We start from the raw sequence: 23713 nt of genomic DNA, 5'->3' as shown, positions 1-23713 counted from the left end.
GTTGTTGGCGATGGACCGGGGATTTTATCCCAGAACGGGTTTGAATTTGGTTTCTGTCGACTTTTTCAACAGATAATCGCGGAACGTCCGGGCTGAGCTTGTCAGGTTTTCATCGCCTTCATGGGCGATCAACAATTGACGTTTGGCCCAGTCATCAGCAATCGGCGCACCAGAAATGTTCATATGCCCGACATACCCGGCAACAGAACTTTTGCGTAAAAACCCGATACCCAATCCGGCGGCAATCATCTGACGCAGGGAGCCAAACCGCACGACCTTGATGTGCGGGTGCATGTCGAGTTTCAATTTCGATGCTGCTTCGCTGATCAGATCATCAATCACCCCGCCTTCGTGTAACGAGATGATGTCGTATTTGGCGGCGTCGGAAAATTTGACCGGTTTTGGATTGGTATCGTCGCTGATCAGGGGGTGACCTTTGGGGGTGACGACCCAGATCGGATCATCACAAAACACATCATGCTTTAAATCCCCGCGCGGGCTGTTATCGGCCAGAATGGCCAGATCAGCCCGTCCTTCGCGAACGGCCTCGGCACTTTCGCGCGATGTCAGTTCGCGAACATCAACGGTGATATCGGGAAAGTCGCGTTCGAAATCAGCCAGAAAATTTGGCAGGCCGGTTAAAATGGCCGATGTGACGGCGGCAAGATAGATTTTACCTTTTTCGCCAACATTGAAATCGCGCAATTCATTGGAAAGATGGTTCAGATCGCCCAGAAGCTTCTCGCCGTAGCGGGCAAAAATCTCGCCTTCTTCGGTCGGTTCGACCCCGCGCGGCAGGCGGCGCAACAGTTTGACACCCAGCATGGCCTCAAGCTCGCCGATGCGGCGACTGACTGCCGACGTCGCGATATGTTCGCGCCGTGCTGCTTCATTAATGCTTCCGGCGCGCACAATGGCGACAAACAACCGGATGGTAACAATATCAAACTTTTGCATAGAACCGTTTTCGGTGGTTCAACCAAAAGCGTCAAGCGCTTTGAGCGTGCGGTGATTTGCAGATCGATGCACGGGGCGCTCGCGAGGGTGAATTAACCCTCGACCTTGCGCCAGGCATTGTTCCAGTCAGCGGTCAGTTCAGCGTGATTTTTGGCCTGCGATGCCTTCATGATCACGGCAACCTGAAGTGCGTGGACAAAACTTGTGAACCAGCCGGTACGGACTTCACGTTCGATGGTGGTGCTGTCTTTAAAAGTAATCGTCGTCATGATGTTTTCCTTGATACCGCATACTGTTCGTTTGCTGTGATTTCAGAAATATCAAACACCGGATGCAACGACTATTCTCGTTTCACCGCTATCCCGTTCTTGTTTGGAGAACGATAAAGCTAAGGTATTGAAATAATTGTATTAAACAATATTGCTATGCAGCATTAGTTGTCGGGTTCAATGGTTTTATGGCGTTTGGAAGTGGGGTTTACAGGGATGGCTGGCGGGCATTGGCATGCTTCACGGGCCGGGTAAATATCTGCTATAGCTTGGGTTCAGACCCTAGATAAAGTTTTCACCACAAAGGCCGCAACCATGACTGCAATTGACGACAATCTTGCCTATGAACAGTCCAGTGGCAGCGGCCTGCAAAATCATCTGGGATACCGCTTGGTGGAATGGGCTGAAGACCATGCTGTGATTGAGCTCGACATCAAGGATTATCACCGCAACCGCGGGGGCATTTTGCATGGCGGGGTTTTGGCGACTTTGCTGGATACCGTATCGGGGTATGCGGTGTGTTACTGCCCGGTGCCGGGAAATGTCCGTAAATCGGTCACACTGACCCTGACCACCAATTTTATTGGGGCGGGGACGGATGGGATTGTGCGTGTGGTGGGTCGGAAACAGGGCGGCGGGCGCAAGATCGTCTTTACCGAAGCAACGGCCTATAACGCCGACGGTGATGTGATCGGAACGGCCACCGGAACGTTTAAATATCAGCGCGGCAGCGATGATCCCAACGGAGTGCCGCGCGACGCCTGACAAAGGTATTTGCATTCCTCATACAAAAAGGCGCGACCCTATGGCCGCGCCTTTTCCCTGTTCGGCATCCGCCGTGAAACAGGCAACCCCGATGGTTTTCGGAATTGGAGCGTCCCTTGCTTTACCCTTGACTATCTCATCGCGTTATCGTTATTTCGTGTTATGGGGATTCGCGAACTCCCCACGAGGCGCCAGCTAAAGATCGCGTTCCAATACAAACCTGCAAAGGAGGAACGCATATGCCTGCGCCCAACGCTATTTCCAGTGATAAACTTTCCAAAATCATCGGGACCCCGCGTGCCCCGCTTCTTCTCGACGTCCGTTCCGAGGAAGATTTCAAGACCGATCCCCGACTGATACCAGGGGCGATCAGAACGGATGATCAGGCGTTGCCGGAGCTTGCATCTCGCCTGACCGGCACCGCTTCCATCGTGATCTGTCAGGCCGGGCACAAGCGTAGTCAGGGGGCCGCAGCCTGGCTGCGGGCCGAAGATTGTCCGTCAGAGTATCTGGAGGGGGGCTTCGAGGGCTGGATAGCTTCGGAACTGCCAGTGATCTGTCCTGAAAAGCTGCCGCCTCGTGATTCCCAAGGGCGCACGGTCTGGGTAACCCGTTCGCGTCCCAAGATTGATCGCATCGCCTGTCCCTGGTTTATCCGGCGCTTTCTTGACCCACGCGCCGTCATCCTGTTTGTTGCGCCTGCCGAGGTGATGGGCGTGGCCGAGCGATATGACGCCGCGCCTTTTGATATTGAGGACGTGTTCTGGAGCCATCGGGACGCATTATGCACCTTCGATATCATGGTGTCGGAATTCGGCCTGTCAATCCCGGCCCTTGATCGGCTTGCCACCATAATCCGTGGTGCGGATACGGCGCGCCTCGATCTTGCACCCGAAGCGGCAGGGCTACTGGCCGCCTCGCTTGGCTTGTCGCGCATGTATTCCGACGATCTGGAGCAGCTTGACGCCGGTATGCTGCTGTATGACGCGTTTTATCGTTGGGCGCGTGACGCCAGCGAGGAGGCGCATAACTGGCCCACCAACAAGCCGCAGGTATGACATGGGCAAGCCTGATTACCCGACGCTGAGAGAGGCGATCAAAGTCTGGGCCCGGATTGGTCTTTTGAGTTTCGGTGGTCCCGCCGGACAGATCGCAATGATGCACAAGATCCTTGTGGAAGAGCGGAAATGGCTGGGCGAAAAGCGGTTTCTGCACGCACTGAACTATTGCATGTTGCTGCCTGGCCCGGAGGCGCAGCAACTTGCCGTCTATATCGGATGGCTGATGCACCGCACGTTTGGCGGGATCGTTGCTGGCGTTCTGTTTGTCTTGCCCGGTGTTATTGCAATCATGGCAGTGAGCTGGATTTATGCCATCTGGGGTAATGTCGGGATTGTCGCGGCGCTGTTCTTCGGGCTGAAGGCGGCTGTTCTGGCGATTGTCGTACAGGCGGTGATTCGGATCGGCAGGCGCGCGTTGAAAAATCGCGCGATGCTGATGATTGCCACAACGGCATTCATCGCAATCTTCGCCTTCGAGGCGCCGTTTCCGTTGATCATCCTCGTTTCGGGGCTGATCGGATTTGCCGGGGCACGTGCGAATATTCCGGCGTTTCGCGACGGGGGCGGACATGGGAAGATCGGCTCGGTACAGGTCGCCGATGCCGATACGCTGCTGGGTGACGAATCCCCCGACCATACCCGTGTCAACCGCAGTTGGGCGTTCCGCATCTCTGCCATCCTGCTTGGTCTGTGGCTCGTGCCGGTCGCGGTGCTTTTTCTTGTGCTCGGTCCTGCGAATGTGTTCAGCCAGATCGCGGGATTCTTCAGTGTCATGGCGGTGGTGACCTTTGGCGGCGCTTATGCGGTTTTAGCCTATGTCGCACAGGAGGCGGTGCAGAATTTCGGCTGGCTGGCACCGGGCGAGATGCTCGACGGTCTTGGCATGGCCGAAACCACACCGGGCCCGTTGATCATGGTCACGCAGTTCGTGGGGTTCATGGGCGCTTTGCGTGAGGCGGGCACACTATCGCCGCTTATCGCTGGGACTCTGGGCGGGTTGCTCACGACCTGGGTTACGTTTACGCCCTGCTTTCTGTGGATTTTCCTTGGGGCACCCTTCATCGAGCGGCTGCGGGACAATCATCAACTGGCTGCGGCCCTGACGGCAATCACCGCCGCAGTTGTCGGCGTGATCCTGAATCTTGCGGTGTGGTTCGGGCTGCATGTGGTCTTTGCCGAACTGACACTGGTAACGGGGTATGGTCTGGACCTGATGGTTCCGGTTCTGGAATCGGTGAACAGTGCGGCGGCGGTACTGACCGTGTTGGCACTGTTGGCGGTGTTCCGGTTTCGGGTCGGAACCATTGCGGTATTGGCACTTTGCGCAGGGCTTGGCGGGGTGTTTAACCTGACCGGCATTCTATGATCCGACTGTGAGCTAAATGCAAAGTGCTTTAAGGGAGAACATATTTCAGGACGAAATATTCCTCATACAAAAGGGCGCGACCGTCTGGCCGCGCCCTTTATGCGTAAAACCAATTGATGGTTTTTTAGCCCGGCATCTGCCACTTGCCATTGACCAGACGCGGAATGTTCAGCGGGTTGGCATCCTGAATGGCAGCTGGCAGCAGCGCATCGGGGAAGGCCTGATAGGAAACCGGACGGATAAACCGTTTGATCGCCAGCGACCCGACAGAGGTTGAACGCGAGTCTGTGCTTGCCGGGTACGGCCCGCCGTGGACCATAGAATGGCAAACTTCGACACCGGTTGGCCAACCGTTGATCAGGATACGGCCTGCACATTTCTCCAATGCCGGGCGCAGTTTGCCTGCAACGTCTGAATCGCCATCAACCATGTGAACAGTTGCGGTCAACTGACCAATCAGGGTTGCCGACAGGGCAATCATTTCATCAACAGTGTCACATTCAACAATGATACCGGCCGGACCAAACATTTCCTCGGCCAGTTCCGGGTTGGCTTTCCAATCGGCCGCCGTGGTGCGGAAGATCGCCGGGCTGCCTTCGAATTTGCCATCGGAATCGCGGCGTTTCAGCGCACAGGTGACTTTGCCATGTTTGCTCATGGCGTCTGTGACATCGTGATAGGCACTTGAAACGCGGTCGGTCAGCATGGCAGCACCGTCAACCTGACCAAGCTCAGAGGCAGCCTTGTCGACAAAGGCGTCAAGGTCCGCACCCTTAACCGCGATCAGAAGACCCGGATTGGTACAGAACTGGCCAACACCCATGGTCAGCGACCCGACCCAGCCCTTGGCAATTTCGGTGGCCTTTTCGCCCATGGCTTTGGGCAGAAGGAAGATCGGGTTGTTTGAGCCAAGCTCGCCGTAGAACGGGATCGGTTCCGGGCGCGATACCGCGATATCAAACAGCGCACGACCACCACCGGTCGAACCGGTAAAGCCAACCGCCTTGATCAGCGGATGGGCAACCAGTGCCTGACCAACTTTGCGTGTGCCGCCATGGATCAGGCTAAACACGCCTTTGGGCATGCCGGTTTTCGCAACGGCGGCTTCAATTGCCTTGGCAACGACTTCTGAGGTGCCGGGATGGGCAGCATGGCCCTTAAACACAACCGGGCAACCAGCAGCCAATGCCGATGCGGTATCACCGCCAGCAGTCGAAAAGGCCAGCGGGAAGTTTGACGCGCCAAAGACGCCAATCGGACCCAGCGCCTTGTTCATCACGCGCAGATCAGGTTTTGGCAGCGGCTGACGGTCTGGCTGTGCGGTTTCAATGCGGGCTTCGAACCATGAGCCTTCTTCGATCCAGTCAGCAAAGAAGCGCAACTGTCCAACGGTACGGCCGCGCTCGCCGGTCAGGCGTGCAGCAGGCAGAGCTGATTCAAGGGTACCGATTTCGGTGATTTCGTCGCCGCGTGCATCAATCTCATCGGCAATCGCACGCAGGAATTCTGCGCGTTTGGCCGGCAGCATGGCGGCGAATTCTTCGGCACAGGCTTGTGCGGCGGTAACAGCCTGATCAACCAGTTCTTCGGTGCCGTGCTGAAATTTGGTTGGCAGTTTGTTGCCGGTTGCCGGGCTATCGGCCTGAAATACGTCTGGCCCATTGAGCCATTCACCGGCGATATAATGCTGTCCACTAAGCATGTAGGTCTCCTATGAGATGTAAGTCCTGTGACTTTGTATGTACCGCGCGATCCAGTTCAGACCGCGGCAGATGCCAAGCATCGCGGCAGTCCAAAGGGCGCAGTCTTGATAAACTCGGCGCAGCTTAGGTTCTCGGCCCCCGGATGTAAACATCATACAATATGATAATATTGCGGCGGGGCCGTATTTGATGGTTTTCCGGACAGTAACAGGCTCATTTATACCGGTCGAATATTTTATACAATGTTCGTCGACTGATGGTTTGGGGTGGTTTTGACGTTGCGACCGGGCAGGGTCAATTGCCAGACTTTCGATATCAGGTCTGGGCCCGGTGTGATGCACGCACCTTGTGGCGGGTGACTTGGTCATGGTGTCGGCATGATCGGCATGCTGTCTGCCGCGCAAAACTGTCTAAGGGTAAAGCTGCGTTCTACGTTTAACGGTGCACGACATGATGTTGTTCCCCGCGATGACCGGAGATGACGGGGATCATCATCGCTTTGCCCATGTTGGCCGCGGCATCACAGTCACAGTGAAGGATGTTGGCGTAGGGAGTTGTCCGGTTTGGCTTGGCTTGATTGAGCTTAGCTTAGCTTAGCTGGCTTCGGATCTTGGCGTGCGGCCAAAAATGCTGGCAAAGTCGGTTTTGCCGGGTTTGGGGCGCTGAAGCTGCAACCGGTCGCGGATGGCATCAAGGTGGCGGGACATTTCGGCGGCCGCCACATCGGGATCGCCACCGAGTAATGCATCAAGCAAGCGGTCATGTTCGCTGTGGGAGCAATCAACCGGCTGCGGGCTTTCATACATCGCAATGATCAATGAGCTTCGCAAAATCAGCCGTTCAAGAAATTCCTCGATTACAAGATTGCCGGTCAGACGGGCCAGAAGAAGATGGAACTCACCCGATAAAATGATGGCGGCGCGGTGGTCGCCGTCATGGTGGGCCGCATGTTCGCGCGCCAGATGGTTTCTGATTTGATCGGCACGTTCCGGCGTCATGCTGGTGGCCACTTTGCGGGCAACACCGTCCTCAATCATGCGGCGCGCAGAAAATACCTCAATCGCTTCGTTGATGGTCGGCTCAGCAATAAAGGCGCCGCGATTGGGCACAAGATTGATCAGCTTGTCATGGGCAAGCTGCAGGAACGTCGCACGGATGCGCGCCCGACTGACGCCAAACGTCTTGGCCAGATCTTCCTCGACCAGTTTCATGCCCGGTTCGAGCCTGCGATCAAGAATCGCATCGAGCATTTCCTGATAGATCATTTCCTCCGGGCGGAGCTTCCCGCTGCCCTTGTAGGCGCCCGAATCTTCGGCCTTGGCCATCGTGACGATTCTTTCCGTTCGTTCATGTTTTTCAGGTGTGGGTTTATTTCTACAAAATTGTTGACGATTTTAACAATAAAAAATCGAAGGGGTCAGTTTCATCCTTTTCCATATGATTGCATTAATAACCATCAACCAAACCAAGATGCGTAAAAAACGCGCAAATGATGTGCAGAAAACAAGCAGGGCTTCTGCGGTTTGTATGAATGTTTGAGCTGACTCCCGCACAAAACAGCCAATAAGAACAAGTGGCACGCATTTTGCCAGCAATCGACAATAATATTGTTAACAATTTTGCGTGCAGCGATGGGTGAGCGAATGAAGGGCGACGGAGCCATTGAATTGATTGCTGTCAGTAAGTTCTATGGCAGCACACAGGCGGTCAAATCCATTGATCTGCAAATTCCGGCGGGCGCATATTGCTGCTTGATTGGCCCATCGGGCTGCGGAAAATCGACGACTTTGCGTATGATCGCCGGTCATGAAGTGATTAGCGAAGGCGATCTTTTGATCGGTGATCGCAATGTCACGGAACTGCCGCCGGTCAAACGCGGCACGGCGATGATGTTCCAGAATTATGCACTGTTTCCGCATATGACCTGTGCGGAGAACGTTGCCTTTGGCCTGAAGATGCAGGGTGTTTCAGCACCGGATCGCAAAGAGCGCGCCAAGGAAATGTTGGCGCGTGTTCAGATGGAACAGTTTGCCGACCGCAAACCCGATCAGCTTTCGGGCGGGCAGCAACAGCGTATCGCACTTGCACGGTCCTTGATTACAGAACCCTCGGTCCTTCTGCTTGATGAGCCGCTTTCGGCGCTTGATCCGTTTTTGCGTGCGCGCATGCGTGATGAATTGCGCCGGTTGCAGCAGGAACTTGGCATTACGTTCGTTCATGTCACCCACGCCCAGGACGAGGCATTGGCCCTGTCGGACATGGTGGTGGTGATGGAAGACGGGATCATTCGCCAAAAAGGCAGCCCGCAGGAAATCTTCAATCAGCCCAAATCGCGCTTCATCGCCAATTTCATGGGCGGTCAAAACATTTTCAAAGGCACGGTTTCGCAATCCAGCCCGGCGGGCACCTTGCTTGCGCGTGGACCTGACAGCTTTTTCCTGCCCGGTTTTGCCGACGGAAAGGCTGGTGAGGAACTTGAATTCACCATTCGCACAGACCTGATCGGTCTGGACGAAAACGCGCCAGAAGATACCGAAAACGGGCAAATCCCCGTCGAAATTACCACGGTCGAGTACCTCGGACTGTGGGTCAGGATCGTCGCGACGACAAGCGACGGCAAGGAGATAACTCTGATGAAGACCGAAAGTGAATTTCGGCAGGCGCCAGTAAGGCGCCAGGACAAGTTCATCGCCTATTGGAAGCCTGAACACGCACATGTTCTGGCGTAAACGAAAACAAACCAAACAAACTATCAGGAGTGCTTCACATGACGATCGACATCAAAAAATCAGCGAAGAATCTTCTTACCGACACCGGCGTTTCGCGTCGTAGCTTTGTTAAGGGTGCGGCAATTACCACCGGTGCGGCCATTGGTTCGGGCGCAATTACCGGCTTTCCGACCATCTGGGCGCAGAACATCAAAAATGTAACCCTGCGTCAGTTCGGCACGGGTGTTTCCAACATCAATGCGGTTGCCGATAAGGTGAAAGAAGACCTTGGCTTTACGCTTCAGATGACCGCCCTTGATTCGGACGCGGTCGCCCAGCGCGCAGTGACCCAGCCAAATTCATTTGATATCGCCGATATCGAATACTGGATTTGTAAAAAGGTTTTCCCGGCCGGCACCATGCAGCCGATGGACACCACCAAGCTTAAAAACTATGACGCGATTTCCAAGCTGTTCATTACCGGTAAACTGACCCCGGATTCCGAAATTGCTCAAGGCACCGCACCGCATAAGGTTGGTTTTGTCGAAGGTCCCGACAGCGTTGATTTTGCATCCGCACCGACCCAGTGGATGACCCTGATCCCGACCATTTACAATGCCGATACCCTTGGCATTCGCCCGGACCTGATCGAACGTCCGATTGACAGCTGGGCTGATCTGCTCGATCCGGCGTTCAAAGGCAAAGCATCGATCCTGAACATCCCGTCGATTGGCATTATGGATGCGGCCATGGTGTGCGAAGCCATGGGTGAAGTTACCTATGGCGATAAAGGCAACATGACCCAGGAAGAAATCGATAAAACCATTGCGGTGATGATCGATGCCAAAAATGCCGGTCAGTTCCGTGCATTCTGGAAAAGCTTTGATGAGTCGGTCAACCTGATGGCGTCGGGCGAAGTTGTTATTCAGTCGATGTGGTCACCCGCAGTTGCGGCCGTGCGTTCCAAAGGCATCGCCTGTAAGTACCAGCCGCTTAAAGAAGGTTACCGCGCATGGGGTGGTGGCATTGGTCTTGCCAAGCACCTTTCGGGTCTCGAACTGGAAGCAGCCTACGAATATATCGACTGGTACCTGTCGGGCTGGGTCGGTGCGTATCTGAACCGTCAGGGCTATTACAGTGCTGCGCCTGAAACCGCGAAAAAGTTCATGTCCGAAGACGAATGGGGCTTCTGGATGGAAGGCAAAGCCGCCGAAGGCGATATCCTCAGCCCGGATGGCAAGGTTATGGAAAAAGCCGGTGCTGTGCGCGATGGCGGTTCGTACGAAGAGCGTATGGGCTCGGTCGCATGCTGGAACTCTGTCATGGACGAGAACAAGCACATGATCCGCAAGTGGAACGAATTCGTCGCCGCATAATTTGGCGACTGACATTGTCGGGCGCGGTTCATGCCGCGCCCGACACCCAATTGGGTTCAGACACTAATTGATTTCAAATGCCAGACTTGATCATTCCTTATTTGACCATTTATTCCGGCAGGCATTCAGGGACAGACCATGGCTTCTGATACGTCCAAACGATCGTCTTATTTTCTGATCACGCCAATGGCGGCGATCTTTGCGGTCTTTCTTGTCATTCCGTTGCTGACCATCGTGATTGTCAGTTTCTGGGATTATGACGAATACCGAATCCTGCCTGATTTTATTTTAGAAAATTATAGTTACTTGCTTGGGTCTTCGGTGACCTGGAGCATCTATCTCAATACCTTGAAATATGCCGCCTTAACGTGGGTGTTTACCCTTCTGATCGGCTTTACGGTGGCCTATTTCCTAGCCTTCCATGTCCGCAGCCTGACGTGGCAGATCGTGCTGTTTATGCTGTGTACCATCCCGTTCTGGACCTCAAACATCATTCGCATGATTTCGTGGATACCGTTTTTGGGGCGCAACGGGCTTTTGAACTCCGCCCTGATCAATATGGGCATTGTCGATCAGCCACTTGAGTTCCTTTTGTTTTCCGATTTCGCAGTCGTGTTGGCAGATGTGCATCTCTATACGCTGTTTATGGTGGTCCCGATTTTCAATTCGATGATGCGAATTGACCGGTCGTTGATCGAGGCGGCCCGCGATGCCGGGGCCAGCGGGTTTGAAACCTTAAAATCAGTGATCGTACCGCTGTCCAAACCGGGCATTGCCATCGGATCGATTTTTGTCATCACGGTGGTGATGGGTGATTTCATCACGGTGCGTTTGATGAGTGGCGGGCAAAGTGCATCGGTTGGTTTGCAGATTTCCAATGAAATCGGTCTGTTGCAATACCCGGCCGCCGCGGCCAGTGCGGTGGTGCTGTTGATTACGGTTCTGTTGATCGTGACCGGATTGTTACGGTTGGTTGATATCAGGAAGGAGCTGTAATCATGGCAATGTCGCGCAAGACCCGTGAACGGCGTCCGACGAGTTTTTACTTCCTTGCCGCGTTTTTCACCCTGTTTGTCCTGTTCCTTTATGGGCCGATGCTGACGATCTTTATCCTGTCGTTTCAGGGCGTGAATGGTGGTTTGACCTTCCCGATGAACGGATTTTCGTTCCACTGGTTTGGCAATCTGTTTGAACGTCAGGCGGTCGGCGACTTTGGCGGGTCGTTTTTACGGTCGCTTAAGCTTGGCCTGATTGTCATGGTGGTGACGGTTGTTGTGTCCTTTATGGCCGGTCTGGCATTCCGCCGCCGGTTTAAGGGCGACAGTATTGTGTTCTATCTGGCGATTGCCAGTTTGATTGTGCCCTCGATCCTGATTTCGCTGGGGATTGGCTTGCTGTTCAACATCATCGAATGGCAACCACAATGGTTCACATCTGCCCTTGGTGCGCATCTGACATGGACCTTCCCGTTCGGGCTTTTGATCATGTTTGCGGTGTTTAACCGGTTTGATCCGTCATACGAGGAAGCCGCGCGTGATTTGGGGGCGAGTAACTGGCAAACCATTCAATATGTTGTCTTGCCGATGGTCGGGCCGAGTTTGATCGGGGTGGCGATGTTTTCCTTTACCCTGTCTTACGATGAATTTGCCCGCACTTTGATGACGGCAGGCGCGCTTAATACCCTGCCGCTTGAGATTTATGGCATGACCACCAATGTCACGACGCCAGTTCTGTATGCGCTGGGCACGGTGACCACCGGGTTCTCGTTCCTGGTGATCGCACTTGCCCTTGGGTCGGTGGCGATCCTTAGAATGCGCAAAGGGCAAAAAGCATGAGCAAGATCGCGGTTATCAATCCCAACCTTTCAGAGGGGTTCACCCGAAAGGTTGGTGATCAGGCACGCAGCATTGTTGGCGCGAATACTGATATCATCGCGCTTAATCCGCAATTTGGCCCGGCCAGCATCGAAGGATATTACGACGAGGCCTTTGCCAGTGTCGGGTTGCTGTCAGTCATTCGCGACCTTGAAGCCGCACCCGATCATATCGCAAATCCGATTGGTGGATATGTGGTTGCCTGTTTTGACGATACCGGGGTTGATGCGGCACGCTGTTTGACCAGCGCGCCGGTTTTGGGCCTGTGCGAAGGGGCGCTTCGCATGGCCGCCGCCGTGGCGTCGCGTTTTGCCATTGTCACTCCGATGCCGGTATCGGTCCGTCCGCTTGAGCATCTGGTCGCGAAGTATGGCGCGGCCTCGCAATGTGTTGTCCGGGCGGCGGGTGTCCGAACGCTTGATTTCGAAGGCGATGGGGCAGACGCGGCCTATCAGGCGCTTAAGAAACAGGCAAAAGCCAGCCTGACAGAAGACCGGTCAGAAGCCATCGTTCTGGGCTGTGCGGGCATGACCGATATTGCCGACCGTCTAAAGGACGAGCTTGGCGTGCCGGTGATTGACGGGGTCAGTGCGGCAGTCAAGATGATTGAAGCCATGGCGATGCTGGGTCTTCACACCAGCAAGGTCGGGGCCTATGCCAGCCCGCCGCTTAAGACGTATCATGGGATGTTTTCCGGTTTCGCCCCGCAAGGTTGAGCAACGAGAGCTCAGCTTTGTTTTAGGGCCTGTTCGACCTGTGCCAGATGGCGACGCATGGCGTCTTCTGCACGTTTGGGGTCACGCTGTTCAATCGCATCGACAATTTCACGGTGTTGCCGACTTAGGTCATTGATCAGGCTGCCGGAATGGCTGCTTTCGCGCATGCGGGCCCATGCCGCATCACGTCGCACGGCATTGACGGCCTCAAACACCGCCAGAAACAAGGTGTTTTTAACCGATTCCGCCAGTTTCTGGTGAAAGGCCGCATCCCATTTTTCATACTCGCCCTGTGTGATCGCGCGGGCGGCGTGTTCGACCATGGTGCGCATGGCATCAATATCGCCCTGTGACGCACGAAGGGCGGCAAAGCGGGCCATGGACGGTTCGATTTCCTGACGAACTTCCATGATTTCGAACGGGCTGGTTTTGGTGGCGATGCCTTCAAGCTTGCGCAGGCGTGGGGTTGGCGGGGTGCCAACAAAGGTCCCTTGTCCCTGACGGCGCCAGATGATGCCTTCGGCCTCAAGCAAATCAAATGCCTTGCGAAGGGCGCGGCGGCCAACATCAAGTTGCTGCGCAAGGTGACGTTCTGCAATGACGCGCCCGTCTTTGACGAAGCTGCCATCGGTGAAACCCGCTTTGAGTTTCTCGGCCAGTCCCTGTGTCGCGATATCATGCATGGTCGTTATTCTTTTTATGGCGATCCCTATTCCGAACCAATCCGCACCCATTTTTTGCGGCGTCATTTCCCAGAGGACTGGTTCGGCTTTGACGTTTGTCTGAACTGATATCAGTTAATCAGATCATAGAACATCCGCAATGATGTCACAGCCAGAAACAGGCCAAAACACATGCGCAATGCCCGGCGTGGAATGGTGTGGGCAATGCGTGCGCCAATTGGTGCACAGAGCACGGTCATCGGGATCAAAAGGGCGGCGGCCAGAACATTGACATAGCCGATTGAGAAGGGCGGGCGCCCGTCAACACCAATACCGGACATGGCATAGCCAATCGTGCCGGGGATGGCGATGATCAAACCGATGGCCGCAGACGTGCCAACCGCACGGCGGATGTCATAGCCAAGGAAGTTGAGCACCGGCACACAAATCGTGCCGCCACCAATTCCCATCATGGCCGACAGGCTACCGGCAATCACACCCAGTACGGCCCAGACTGATTTCGGTGGATTTTTGGCCTCATCCGTTTCGCGGTCTTTGACCAGGATCATGTTGGCGGCCACCAGAAGGGCAACAACGGCAAACACAATTGTCAGAACCCGACCATCGGCAAGGCCGCCAATGGCGGTCCCAATGATCACACCAACGATAATGGCCGGTCCCCAGTGTTTCAGAAGGGCCGTATCAACCGACCCTTTCTTATAATGGCTTCGGGTGGATGAGATGGCGGTGGCGATGATTGTCGTTAACGAGGTGGCGACCGCGACCTGCATGCGCAGCGACTCGTCGACCCCCATGGTGGTCAAAAAGTGATAGAGCACCGGCACAATAACAATGCCGCCGCCCACACCAAGAAGCCCGGCCATGATCCCACCGACAACGCCGGCAAACAGCATGGCAGCGCCCCAAACCAGATAGAGGCTCATGGTGCCTTCAATTTCAATCATCTCAAACCAATCCAAACCAATTTTGCGATTACATCTGTATAGGTACTAACGCCAGTGATTACAGATTGGCAATAAATTTGCGCAACAATACGTGAAATATCGCGAAAAATACGCATAAATGCGTTTTTAGGCTTGCGAATACAATATTCAGATGACAACAATATGCCGACAAAATGATGGAACCAAAATTTAATTGGTTTTGATTGATTCGAATAACTCATCAGGAGGCACTTACCATGTTCCGCAAGATTGCCGTTGCCGCCGGTTTGATGGCTGCTGCCATTGCCGGTCCGGCGCAGGCGCAAGACTATCCGACGAAACCAATTGAATTCATCGTCCCATGGGGCCCGGGTGGCGGCAGTGATACGCAGATGCGTCTTGTTGCACAGGGTCTTGCCGAAGAAACCGGTCAGGCTGTTCCGGTGATCAACATGCCCGGCGTTGGCGGCAATGTTGGTTTGGCAGAATTCGCCAAACGTCCGGCAGATGGCTACACGATTTCGCAGATCCACGAAGGCCTTCTGATCTCAAACGGTACCGGCATTACGGACCTGAACTGGGACAGCTTCATGCCGATCGCGCTGGTGACCTCGTCGCCGCAGTATCTGACGCTGTCAAAGAACGACAATTTCTCGACCTTTGAAGAAATGGTTGCCTATGCCAAAGAACATCCGGGTGCCGTTCGTGCCGGTGTGACCCTTGCCGGTGTGCCGCATTTGCACATGGCCATGATCGAAGATGCTTTTGACATTCAGTTTTCCTATGTCGGGTATGAAGGTACCGGTCAGCGTATCCGTGCACTGGTTGGTGGCAACATCGACGTTGCCATCGGTGACGTTTCATCGGCGGGTCAGTTTGTTGAAAATGGCGATTTGATCTTTGCCGCTGTTGGCATGCCAGAACGTACCGCCGAAGAGCCTGATGTTCGGACCTTCAAGGAACTTGGTCAGGATCTTGATCTTGCAGTGACCCGTGGTGTTGTTCTTCCGAAAGGCACGCCGCAGGATGTTGCAGATGCGCTTGAAGCACATCTGGAAAAAGTCATGCAGAACGAAGACGTCCGGACCAAAATCAAAAATGTTGGTTCCGAGCCGGTCTTCCTTGGTCAGGATGCATACAAAGCCTATCTCGGCAAACTGTCTGAAACTGTTAACCGTCTGGTTGGCAAGCTCGCAGGATGACGAACGGGACTGAGAAATCAGCAGCAGCGGGTGCAGATGCATCCGCTGCTTCTCGTGCAAGGGCAGAATTCGCACGGCTGATTTCATACATCGTATTTGGTTTGGGGTCGGTTTATCTGTCCGTCCGGGCGAGTGCGTTGCCGACATCACGCTGGGAACCACTTGGTGCGGGATCGTTCCCCAAGCTGGTTTTTGCCGTTCTGGCGGTCTTGTGCCTGATTTCGGCAGTTCGGACCGTCATTGATCTTCGCAAGACCGGTCACCTAAGTGGTCTTGGCGCGGCTTTGGCTGAATGGCTCAAGGTGCGCCGGTTTGCCTTTGCGCTGTTTGGCTTGCTGGTGATCTACCTTGGCGTTTTGCCCTATGCCGGATTTTCGCTGGCGACCTTTGTGTTTCTGCTGATCACACAGCTTATGATCGCAGGTATTTCGAAAAAGACCGTCATTCAGTCCCTGATCGCCGCCCTGATTTTCTCGGTTGGCTTGAATCTGCTGTTTGCCGAAGTCTTTAACGTGTTTCTCCCGCGCGGCGTACTGTTCGCGGGCTAACAGAAGTTTACGATCATGCTGGATGCATTTCTTGCCGGTGCCCATCAGGTTTTCGCATTCGATACCCTGATTTATATGCTGATTGGTTCCGTTGCCGGGATCGTTGCGGCGGCCATTCCGGGCTTTACGGTTACGATGGCAATCATTCTGACCTTGCCGCTGACCTTCGCCATGGATCCGTTGCAGGGCGTTTCGGTGATGCTGTCGGTCTATGTCGGTGGCTATACCGGCGGGCTGATCAGTGCGGCCCTTTTGGGGATTCCCGGAACACCAAGTTCGGTTGCCACCACCTTTGACGCCTATCCGATGGCGCGGGGCGGGGAACCGGGGCGTGCGCTTTCGCTGGGGGTCTGGTCATCTTTCTTTGGAACGATCATTTCGACCATCATTCTGATTGTTGCCGCACCGCCATTGGCCCTGATCGCGGTTAAGCTGGGCCCGTGGGAATATTTCTCGTTGATCGTGTTTGCGCTGACGATTGTTGCATCGCTTGTCGGTAATTCACTGATGCGTGGCCTGATTGCCGGTGTGATTGGCCTTGGTCTGGCGACCGTTGGGCCCGATCCGATGATGGGACGTCCGCGTTTGACGTTTGACTCGGACATTCTGATGCCCGGCCTGCCGTTTCTGATTGTCTTGATCGGCATCTTTGCCATCAGCCAGCTGATGGGTGAAGTCGAAGATGATGGCAAATCAGAAACCAAGGGGGCGTTGATCCCCGATGTGATCGAATTCAAAACCTGGGCCGTGATGCGCGAAGTTCTGATGCATCCGGTGAACCTTATTCGGTCCTCCCTGATTGGGGTGTTTATTGGTGCATTGCCCGGTGCAGGTGGCTCGATTGCCAACCTTCTGGCCTATGATCAGGCCAAACGCAGCTCCAAAACCCCCGAAGAATTCGGCAAGGGCACGCCAGATGGCGTGATCGCGTCGGAAGCCGGGAACTCTGCGACGGCCGGTGGCGGTTTGATCCCGATGATTGCATTGGGCATTCCCGGATCAGCGGTTGATGCGATCCTGATGGCGGCCCTGATGGTGCACGGCATTTCGGTTGGCCCGCGTTTGATCATGGATAATGCCGATCTGGCGTATGGTATGTTCATTGCCATGATTGTGGCGTCATTGATGATGCTGGTGGTGTGTGTGTTGTCGATGCGTCTGTTCCTGCGCGTGACCGACATTCCCAAGCAGTTCATCGTGCCGACCGTGATGATTTGCTGTGTGATTGGGGCGTTTGCGCTCAATAACCGTGTAACGGACCTGTATCTGCTTGGTGCGATTGGTCTGGTTGGCTATGGGCTTAAATCGCTTGATTACCCGTTGGCACCTTTGGTGCTGGGCGTGATTTTGGGACCGATTGCCGAAACCAACCTGCGCCGTGCCTTGATGAGTGACGGCGACTGGACGGTGTTCTTTACCCGCCCGATTTCAGCCGTGCTACTGGCCGCAGCCTTGCTGTCTGTCATTTTCAGCATCCGGTCTGTTTTGAAGATGCGTAAGAAAAACCGCGCTGTCACCGATGAACAAGACGGCGATTAGGAGACTCCAATGAAACTTCGTCATGACGCGCTTTATGCCTCACGCCGGTCACCGGTTTTGGCGCGCAACATCGTTTCCACGTCCCAACCTCTGGCCGCACAGGCCGGTTTGCGCATGTTGCTTGCCGGGGGCAATGCGGCGGATGCCGCGCTGGCATCGGCCATTGCACTGACCGTGGTGGAGCCGACCGGCAATGGTCTGGGCTCGGACGCCTATGCCATCATCTGGGATGGCAAGGAACTGCATGGGTTGAATGCATCTGGTCGTGCGCCCGGGGCATGGACTCCGGAACGGTTTGCCGGGGCTGATAAAATGCCCCAGCGCGGTTGGGAATCGGTGACAACGCCGGGGGCCGTTTCCGCATGGCGCGAAATTTCCGATAAATTTGGCAAGCTGCCGTTTGAAAAGCTGTTCGAACCGGCTGTTGAATATGCATCACGTGGCTTTGCCGTTTCCCCGATCATTGCGACCTTATGGGAAAAAGGCGGTCAGACGCTGGGCAAACAACCCGGTTTTGCCGAGGCGTTCCTGCCCAGCGGTAAGGCGCCCAAGGCCGGTGAGTTGTTTGTCAATAAAGCCGCCGCCGACAGCCTGATTGATATTGCCGAGACCAAGGGCGAAAGCTTTTACCGTGGTAAACTGGCGGCCAAAATCGCCGCCTTTGCCAAGGAAAATGGGGCAGCCCTTTCCGAAGACGACCTTGCCAATCACAAGGCCGACTGGGTTGGCACAATCTCGCAAAGCTTTGGCAAGGTGAAGCTGCATGAAATCCCGCCAAACGGGCAGGGGATTTCGGCCCTGATTGCCTTGGGCATTTTGCGCCACACCAACATTTCTGATTATGAGTCCGACTCGGTCGAGGCGCTGCATCTTGAGATTGAGGCGATGAAACTGGCGTTTGCCGATATGCGCGCCTATGTCGCCGATCTGGATTATATGACCGATGTGACGGTCGAACATCTTTTGTCTGATGAGTATCTGAAATCACGTGCTGCACTGATTGATACGAATACCGCCCAGGATTTCAAGGCCGGTGCGCCCAAGCATGGTGGGACTGTCTATGTCACCGCAGCTGATGAAAACGGCATGATGGTGTCGTTTATTCAGTCGAACTATATGGGCTTTGGCTCGGGCGTTGTGGTGCCGGGCACGTCGATCAGCCTGCAAAACCGCGGTCATGGCTTTAGCCTGACGCCGGGGCACCCCAACCATGTTGCGGGCGGAAAACGTCCGTTCCAGACGATCATTCCGGCGTTCCTGATGGGCGATGACGGCAATCCGGTGATGAGCTTTGGCGTCATGGGTGGTCCGATGCAGTCACAAGGCCATTTGCAAATGACCCTGCGCACCCAGCTTTGGGGGCAGGACCCGCAAACGGCTGTTGATGCACCGCGCTGGCAGGCGCTTTCGGGACTTGAAGTCGCGGTCGAAGCATCGCTTGGTGCAGACGTCATTGACGGGTTGAAGGCCAAGGGCCACGCCATTGCGGTCGAAACACCAGACAGCACCAATTTCGGGTTTGGGGGCGCACAATTGATCGCCAAAACCGATGTTGGCTATGTTGCGGGATCCGATCCGCGCAAGGATGGCTGTGCGGTTGGCTATTGATTAAGAGGTCTTTCAGATCGGCATTCGCAGTCATCTGAAGTCCGGGTCGGCCCTGAAATGGGCCGACCCTTTTTTATGGACGGCATAAATGCACAGCTTGCCATTTAAAGTCACGGTTCTGTCAAGGCGGAAATCCACGCATTACAGTACGATAGCCCATGCAAAAATGCCGCTTTGCGTATAGGGTGGATGGGCGTAATTCAGATCATACGTGTAGGGTGTGTTATGGGGGACTGCGAATTCTTTCCCTTATCGCGACACATTCCTGCCTCGTTTTTTGCGCACAAACACAATCAGGATTCCAAAGAAGTCCATTGGTTGGGTAACTCAAACGAGAATGATGCAAAACAGTCAACGGCGTTCAGCGCTGAGCTTGAAACATGTCCTTCTGGTTGCATTTGCAGCCGGATCCATTGTGCTGGGCACATCACATACGGCTTTGGCGCAGGATAGCAAACCTGCTGCGGCGGCGCAGGGTGATGCCGTGGTGCCGGCAAAGCCGAAGCCCGGTGCGGCAGCGGTTGCAACGCCTGTGGCAGACGAAACAACGCCTGTGGCAGACGAGGCTGCGCCATCTGGCGCGGACGTCGTCCCGGTGCAAAATCCGCAAAATGAACCCGCTCCGCAAGACGACACAACGGCGCGCCCAACTGACGCAACTCCCCCGGCTGCTGTTGATCAGGACAAGCCGGTCACGTCTGTTCCGGTGGCATTTGATCCGAAAATGGTGATTGATCGCGCTCGTGCGCTGGCGGCAAAGCCGTTTGAGGATCCGCATCGTGACTTGCCCGACGCCTTGGCCAATCTGAGTGCGGAAGAATACGACCAGATCAGGTTCAAGTCACAAAGGGCATTTTTCAGTCAGGCAAATTCCGGCTTCTCGCTTGAGCTGTTCCATCCGGGCAACATGTATGACGTGCCGATTGCGATCAATCTTGTACGCGATGGCAATTTGCAGGTTGTGCCCTATTCCGCCGGGCTGTTTGATTTTGGCGAGGCCGGATTGTCGGGGAATGATTTTTCGACACAGGGCTATGCCGGGTTCCGGCTGCGCTATCCGTTGTCCGATGTCACCAGCAACGATGAACTGGCGCGGTTTTTAGGCGCGTCTTATTTCCGTTTGCAGGGTGAAGGCCAGTCGATTGGTCAGATGGCACGTGGGTTGGCGCTTGATCTGGCTGGTCCAACGGGCGAAGAAGTGCCAGTATTTCGTGAATTCTGGATTGTGGCGCCCAAAAAAGGCGAACGCAAAATCACGGTTTACGCGCTGCTTGATAGTGCGCGCGTCACCGGGGCCTATCGGTTTGACATCATACCGGGTGCGGACAGCAAAGCCGATATTCGGGCCAATCTGTTTTTCCGCGAAGGCATTGAGAAGGTCGGCCTTGCGCCATTGAACGGCATGTTCCTGTTTGGCGAACAGCGTCGCCGCACCTTTGACGATTATCGCGGGGAAGTGCATTCAAGCGATGGTCTTTTGATCAATAATGGTCATGGTGAATGGCTTTGGCGGCCGCTTGATAATCCGGTCAACTTGCAGATCAGTTCGTTCCTCGATGAAAACCCGCGCGGGTTTGGACTGTTGCAGCGTGACCGCGATTTTGACCATTATCAGGACCTTGATCGTCGTTTCGATCAGCAACCCGGCTATTGGGTGACGCCCAAGGGCAACTGGGGCAAGGGTCATGTCGAACTGGTTGAAATCCCGATCCCAAGTGAAAGCAACGACAATATCGTTGCCTATTGGGTGCCGGAAACCAAACCCGTGGCAGGCGGCGAAATGCAGATCGAATACAGCATTACCGCAACCCGTGACGGTGATGATCTGCACCAGATGGCACAGGCGACAGATACCCGGATCATGCGGATTGCACCACAAGGCGATGATGAGCCGGCCAAAACCCGGTTCGTTCTGAACTTTGCCGGTGGTGATCTTGACTATTTCAGTAAAAACATCGCTAAGATGAAGGCAAACGTCAGTGCAGCCCATGGCACGGTTGAAAACATCCGCCTGATGGCCGATCCGGAAAACGGCGGGGTCAGGGTGATATTTGATCTGCTGCGTGATGGCGATGTTGCCAGCAGCGATTTGCGTGCGTTCCTTTTGTATGACGAACAGGTCCTAAGTGAAACCTGGACGATGCCGTGGGTCTTTTGACCCGGTTTTCAGAACCGTCCATCAGACCGCTGATCACAGACATATTCAGGTAGCCCCAAATGAACCGGATTTCTGATCCACAGAACGACCCGACGCCCGATCATCCGAAAGGCAGTCCAGACGATGCGGTCGCCTATGACCCAGCCGTCAGACTGCGCGGGCCGGGTGTTGGGGCACGGCGATTCTTCCTGTTTGGCGCATCGCTTGCCGCAACGGTCTATGCTGCGTGGCTGATGGCCGATGTCTTGGGCGCGGACCAGTTGACCATCATGGAAATGGTGGTGGTTGCGTTCTTTAGCATCAACTTTGCCTGGATTTCACTGTCGTTCTTTACCGGTATTGTCGGGTTGATCCTGCGCGGGTTGAAGCTTGATGCGATTACGCTCAAACGTCTTAAACCCATTGCACGCAAAGGGCCGCTGCAATCCAAGAACGTGGTTGTGATCCCGGTGTATAACGAGGACCCCAACCGCGTGTTCGCAGGCCTTCGCGCAAGTTATGAAAGCCTTGCTGCCACGGGCGAAATAGATGCGTTTGATTTCTTTGTTCTGTCTGACACGCGCGATCCCGATATCTGGATTGCCGAAGAAATGGCATGGGCAAAGGCCTGTACCGATCTGAATGCACGCGGCAAGATTTTCTTCCGCCGCCGGGCGGAAAACACCGAACGAAAATCGGGCAACCTTAAGGAATTCTGTGAAACCTATGCGGCCAATTACGATCATATGATCGTGTTTGACGCCGATAGTGTGATGTCAGGCGATGCCATGGTCAACATGGCCTATCTGATGGAAAACAATCCGGATGCCGGGATTGTTCAAAGTCCGCCGCAACCGACCGGCCGTCAGACGCTTTTTGCCCGCATCTTGCAATTTATCTCGCGCGTCCATGGCCCTACCATGTCGGCGGGTCTGTCATTCTGGTGCATGGGCAGTTCGAACTATTGGGGCCATAACGCGATCATTCGGGTTAAGGCGTTCATTGAATGCTGCGGGCTTCCGGTTCTGTCGGGCAAGCCCCCAATGGGCGGGCATATCCTGAGCCACGATTTCGTCGAGGCAGCCTTTATGCGCAAAGCAGGCTGGCGGTGCTGGCTGATCCCGCAGCTTGAAGGCAGTTGGGAAGAATTACCGCCCAATCTGATTGATTTTGCCATTCGTGACCGCCGTTGGTGTCAGGGCAATATGCAACACGCCCGCCTGATGGTGGCTGATGGGTTTAAACCGCTGAGCCGACTTCATTTCTTTATGGGGGTGATGAGCTTTGCCTCGTCGCCGCTCTGGTTGTTGCTGTTGTTAAGCTCGACCATTGCGACACTGCAAAATACGCAGCTGACCTATAGCTTCTTCCCCGGCCATTTCACGATGTTCCCGCAATGGCCGGTGGACCGGTCGTTTGAAATGCTGGTCCTTTTGATCTTTACCATCGGCATGCTGGTGCTGCCCAAGATCATCTCGATCCTGATGGTGTGTCTTGGTCGGGATCGCAAGCAGTATGGCGGGGTGATGGTGCTTATGAGTGGCCTGCTTGAAACGCTGTATTCCGCGTTGCAGGCGCCGATCATGATGATGTTGCATGCGCAATTTGTGTTTTCGGTTCTGACCGGCAATCAGGTTGGCTGGGATGCGCAGGAACGCGACGATGCCGGTGTGCCATTTCGTGCCGCCCTTAAAACCCATCGTACGATCATTGTGATCGGGCTGATTTGGGGGGCGATTGCCGTTTTTGTTGATACAGCGTTCTTCTGGTGGCTTTCGCCGATTTTGGCCGGTTTGGTTTTATCGCCGTGGTTAACGCATTATTCGAGCAACCTTGCCATTGGCAAGGCCGCACGCCGGATGAAGCTTTTTGTCACACCAGAAGAATATGACAGCCCCGAAGAACTGCGCGCCCTTGAACGGATCACGGCTGAAAATGGTGGTGGTGGTGACGTGAAGGACGGGCTTTTGCGCCTGATCGAAGATCCGTATGCCAATGCGCTGCATTCGGCATTGCTTCCCGCGCGTAAACCGGATTCCCGCACCGCGATCGAGATTGGCATTATTTATGAAAAACTGGCACGTCTTGGCATTGAAAGCCTGACGCGCGATGAAAAGCTGCTGATCTTGTCCTGGCCGGTCAAGCCGCTTGATCAGATCATGGCGGGACGGGATGCATCTGCGGCAAAATCCCCGGACGTTTTGTCGTAAGATATTGTTTTAAAACAATACATATCGCCACAAAAACGCCCAGATTTGAGCAAAATATCCCGACTTTT

Annotated in this window: 20 protein-coding genes; 14 read left to right on the top strand and 6 right to left on the bottom strand. The window is 54.7% G+C overall.

All coding sequences use genetic code 11. The features are described 5' to 3' along the window. Window positions 1-24 precede the first annotated feature (24 nt). Together K355_RS0114200 and K355_RS25570 are read right to left on the bottom strand one after the other, a co-directional pair. Complete coding sequence (locus tag K355_RS0114200) at window positions 25-957, bottom strand: LysR family transcriptional regulator (RefSeq protein WP_022732819.1); 933 nt, start codon at window positions 955-957, stop codon at window positions 25-27. A 92-nt stretch (window positions 958-1049) separates the two neighbouring features. Continuing rightward, complete coding sequence (locus K355_RS25570; protein WP_022732818.1) at window positions 1050-1226, bottom strand: hypothetical protein; 177 nt, start codon at window positions 1224-1226, stop codon at window positions 1050-1052. 315 nt (window positions 1227-1541) lie between these two features. Between K355_RS25570 and K355_RS0114190 the strand changes: the two genes are divergently transcribed. The 3 genes from K355_RS0114190 (at window position 1542) to chrA (ending at window position 4418) form a co-directional block, all read left to right on the top strand. Next, window positions 1542-1991 (top strand): PaaI family thioesterase, encoded by a 450-nt coding sequence (locus tag K355_RS0114190; protein WP_022732817.1) that lies wholly within the window; start codon window positions 1542-1544, stop codon window positions 1989-1991. Window positions 1992-2230: 239 nt separating this feature from the next. Continuing rightward, window positions 2231-3049 carry a chromate resistance protein ChrB domain-containing protein gene (locus tag K355_RS0114185; protein ID WP_022732816.1) on the top strand — a complete coding sequence of 273 codons (819 nt, stop codon included), beginning with the start codon at window positions 2231-2233 and terminating at the stop codon, window positions 3047-3049. A 1-nt stretch (window position 3050) separates the two neighbouring features. Next, entirely contained in the window at window positions 3051-4418 is a 1368-nt protein-coding gene (chrA, locus tag K355_RS0114180; protein WP_022732815.1) for a chromate efflux transporter, read from the top strand. Between the two features lie 124 nt (window positions 4419-4542). Here chrA and K355_RS24065 read toward each other — a convergent pair whose 3' ends face one another. Together K355_RS24065 and K355_RS0114170 are read right to left on the bottom strand one after the other, a co-directional pair. Continuing rightward, window positions 4543-6120, bottom strand: a complete 1578-nt coding sequence (locus K355_RS24065; RefSeq protein WP_022732814.1) for an aldehyde dehydrogenase (NADP(+)) — start codon at window positions 6118-6120, stop codon at window positions 4543-4545. Between the two features lie 594 nt (window positions 6121-6714). After that, window positions 6715-7446, bottom strand: a complete 732-nt coding sequence (locus tag K355_RS0114170; protein WP_022732813.1) for a GntR family transcriptional regulator — start codon at window positions 7444-7446, stop codon at window positions 6715-6717. A gap of 318 nt (window positions 7447-7764) precedes the next feature. Here K355_RS0114170 and K355_RS0114165 point away from each other — a divergent pair, with 318 nt between their 5' ends. The 5 genes from K355_RS0114165 (at window position 7765) to K355_RS0114145 (ending at window position 12795) form a co-directional block, all read left to right on the top strand. Then, window positions 7765-8850, top strand: a complete 1086-nt coding sequence (locus K355_RS0114165; RefSeq protein WP_022732812.1) for an ABC transporter ATP-binding protein — start codon at window positions 7765-7767, stop codon at window positions 8848-8850. Between the two features lie 38 nt (window positions 8851-8888). Further along, complete coding sequence (locus K355_RS0114160) at window positions 8889-10205, top strand: ABC transporter substrate-binding protein (RefSeq protein ID WP_022732811.1); 1317 nt, start codon at window positions 8889-8891, stop codon at window positions 10203-10205. Between the two features lie 138 nt (window positions 10206-10343). After that, window positions 10344-11201: an ABC transporter permease gene (locus K355_RS0114155; RefSeq protein ID WP_022732810.1), complete on the top strand. Its 858-nt coding sequence runs from the start codon at window positions 10344-10346 to the stop codon at window positions 11199-11201. Window positions 11202-11203: 2 nt separating this feature from the next. Further along, on the top strand, window positions 11204-12040 hold the full coding sequence (locus K355_RS0114150) for an ABC transporter permease (protein WP_022732809.1): 837 nt from the start codon (window positions 11204-11206) through the stop codon (window positions 12038-12040). Further along, window positions 12037-12795 (top strand): aspartate/glutamate racemase family protein, encoded by a 759-nt coding sequence (locus K355_RS0114145; protein WP_022732808.1) that lies wholly within the window; start codon window positions 12037-12039, stop codon window positions 12793-12795. The genes K355_RS0114150 and K355_RS0114145 overlap by 4 nt, the downstream gene beginning before the upstream one ends. An 11-nt stretch (window positions 12796-12806) precedes the next feature. Here the strand turns inward: K355_RS0114145 and K355_RS0114140 are convergent, their stop codons facing one another. After that, complete coding sequence (locus tag K355_RS0114140; protein ID WP_022732807.1) at window positions 12807-13478, bottom strand: FadR/GntR family transcriptional regulator; 672 nt, start codon at window positions 13476-13478, stop codon at window positions 12807-12809. 110 nt (window positions 13479-13588) lie between these two features. Further along, the gene (locus tag K355_RS0114135) at window positions 13589-14422 is read right to left on the bottom strand and encodes a sulfite exporter TauE/SafE family protein (protein WP_028791615.1); all 834 of its coding nucleotides are present in this window, start codon (window positions 14420-14422) and stop codon (window positions 13589-13591) included. Window positions 14423-14658: 236 nt separating this feature from the next. On the opposite strand from K355_RS0114135, the gene K355_RS0114130 reads away from it, so the two are divergent. From K355_RS0114130 to mdoH, 6 genes are all read left to right on the top strand, one after another. Beyond that, window positions 14659-15603, top strand: coding sequence for a tripartite tricarboxylate transporter substrate binding protein (locus K355_RS0114130; protein ID WP_022732805.1), 945 nt, complete (start codon window positions 14659-14661; stop codon window positions 15601-15603). Beyond that, the gene (locus K355_RS0114125; RefSeq protein WP_022732804.1) at window positions 15600-16151 is read left to right on the top strand and encodes a tripartite tricarboxylate transporter TctB family protein; all 552 of its coding nucleotides are present in this window, start codon (window positions 15600-15602) and stop codon (window positions 16149-16151) included. Before K355_RS0114130 ends, K355_RS0114125 begins: the two co-directional genes overlap by 4 nt. 15 nt (window positions 16152-16166) lie before the next feature. Beyond that, window positions 16167-17690 (top strand): tripartite tricarboxylate transporter permease, encoded by a 1524-nt coding sequence (locus K355_RS0114120; protein ID WP_022732803.1) that lies wholly within the window; start codon window positions 16167-16169, stop codon window positions 17688-17690. A gap of 9 nt (window positions 17691-17699) precedes the next feature. Continuing rightward, window positions 17700-19298, top strand: coding sequence for a gamma-glutamyltransferase family protein (locus tag K355_RS0114115; RefSeq protein ID WP_022732802.1), 1599 nt, complete (start codon window positions 17700-17702; stop codon window positions 19296-19298). 337 nt (window positions 19299-19635) lie between these two features. Beyond that, complete coding sequence (locus K355_RS0114110; RefSeq protein WP_022732801.1) at window positions 19636-21456, top strand: OpgD/OpgG family glucan biosynthesis protein; 1821 nt, start codon at window positions 19636-19638, stop codon at window positions 21454-21456. 59 nt (window positions 21457-21515) lie between these two features. Further along, entirely contained in the window at window positions 21516-23645 is a 2130-nt protein-coding gene (gene mdoH / locus K355_RS24060; protein ID WP_022732800.1) for a glucans biosynthesis glucosyltransferase MdoH, read from the top strand. The last annotated feature ends 68 nt before the right edge of the window (window positions 23646-23713 follow it).

Source organism: Thalassospira lucentensis MCCC 1A00383 = DSM 14000 (assembly GCF_000421265.1).
Classification (GTDB): Bacteria; Pseudomonadota; Alphaproteobacteria; order Rhodospirillales; family Thalassospiraceae; genus Thalassospira; species Thalassospira lucentensis.
The sequence above is the reverse complement of the archived record's forward strand: the minus strand, read 5'-3'. Positions and strand labels throughout refer to the sequence as shown.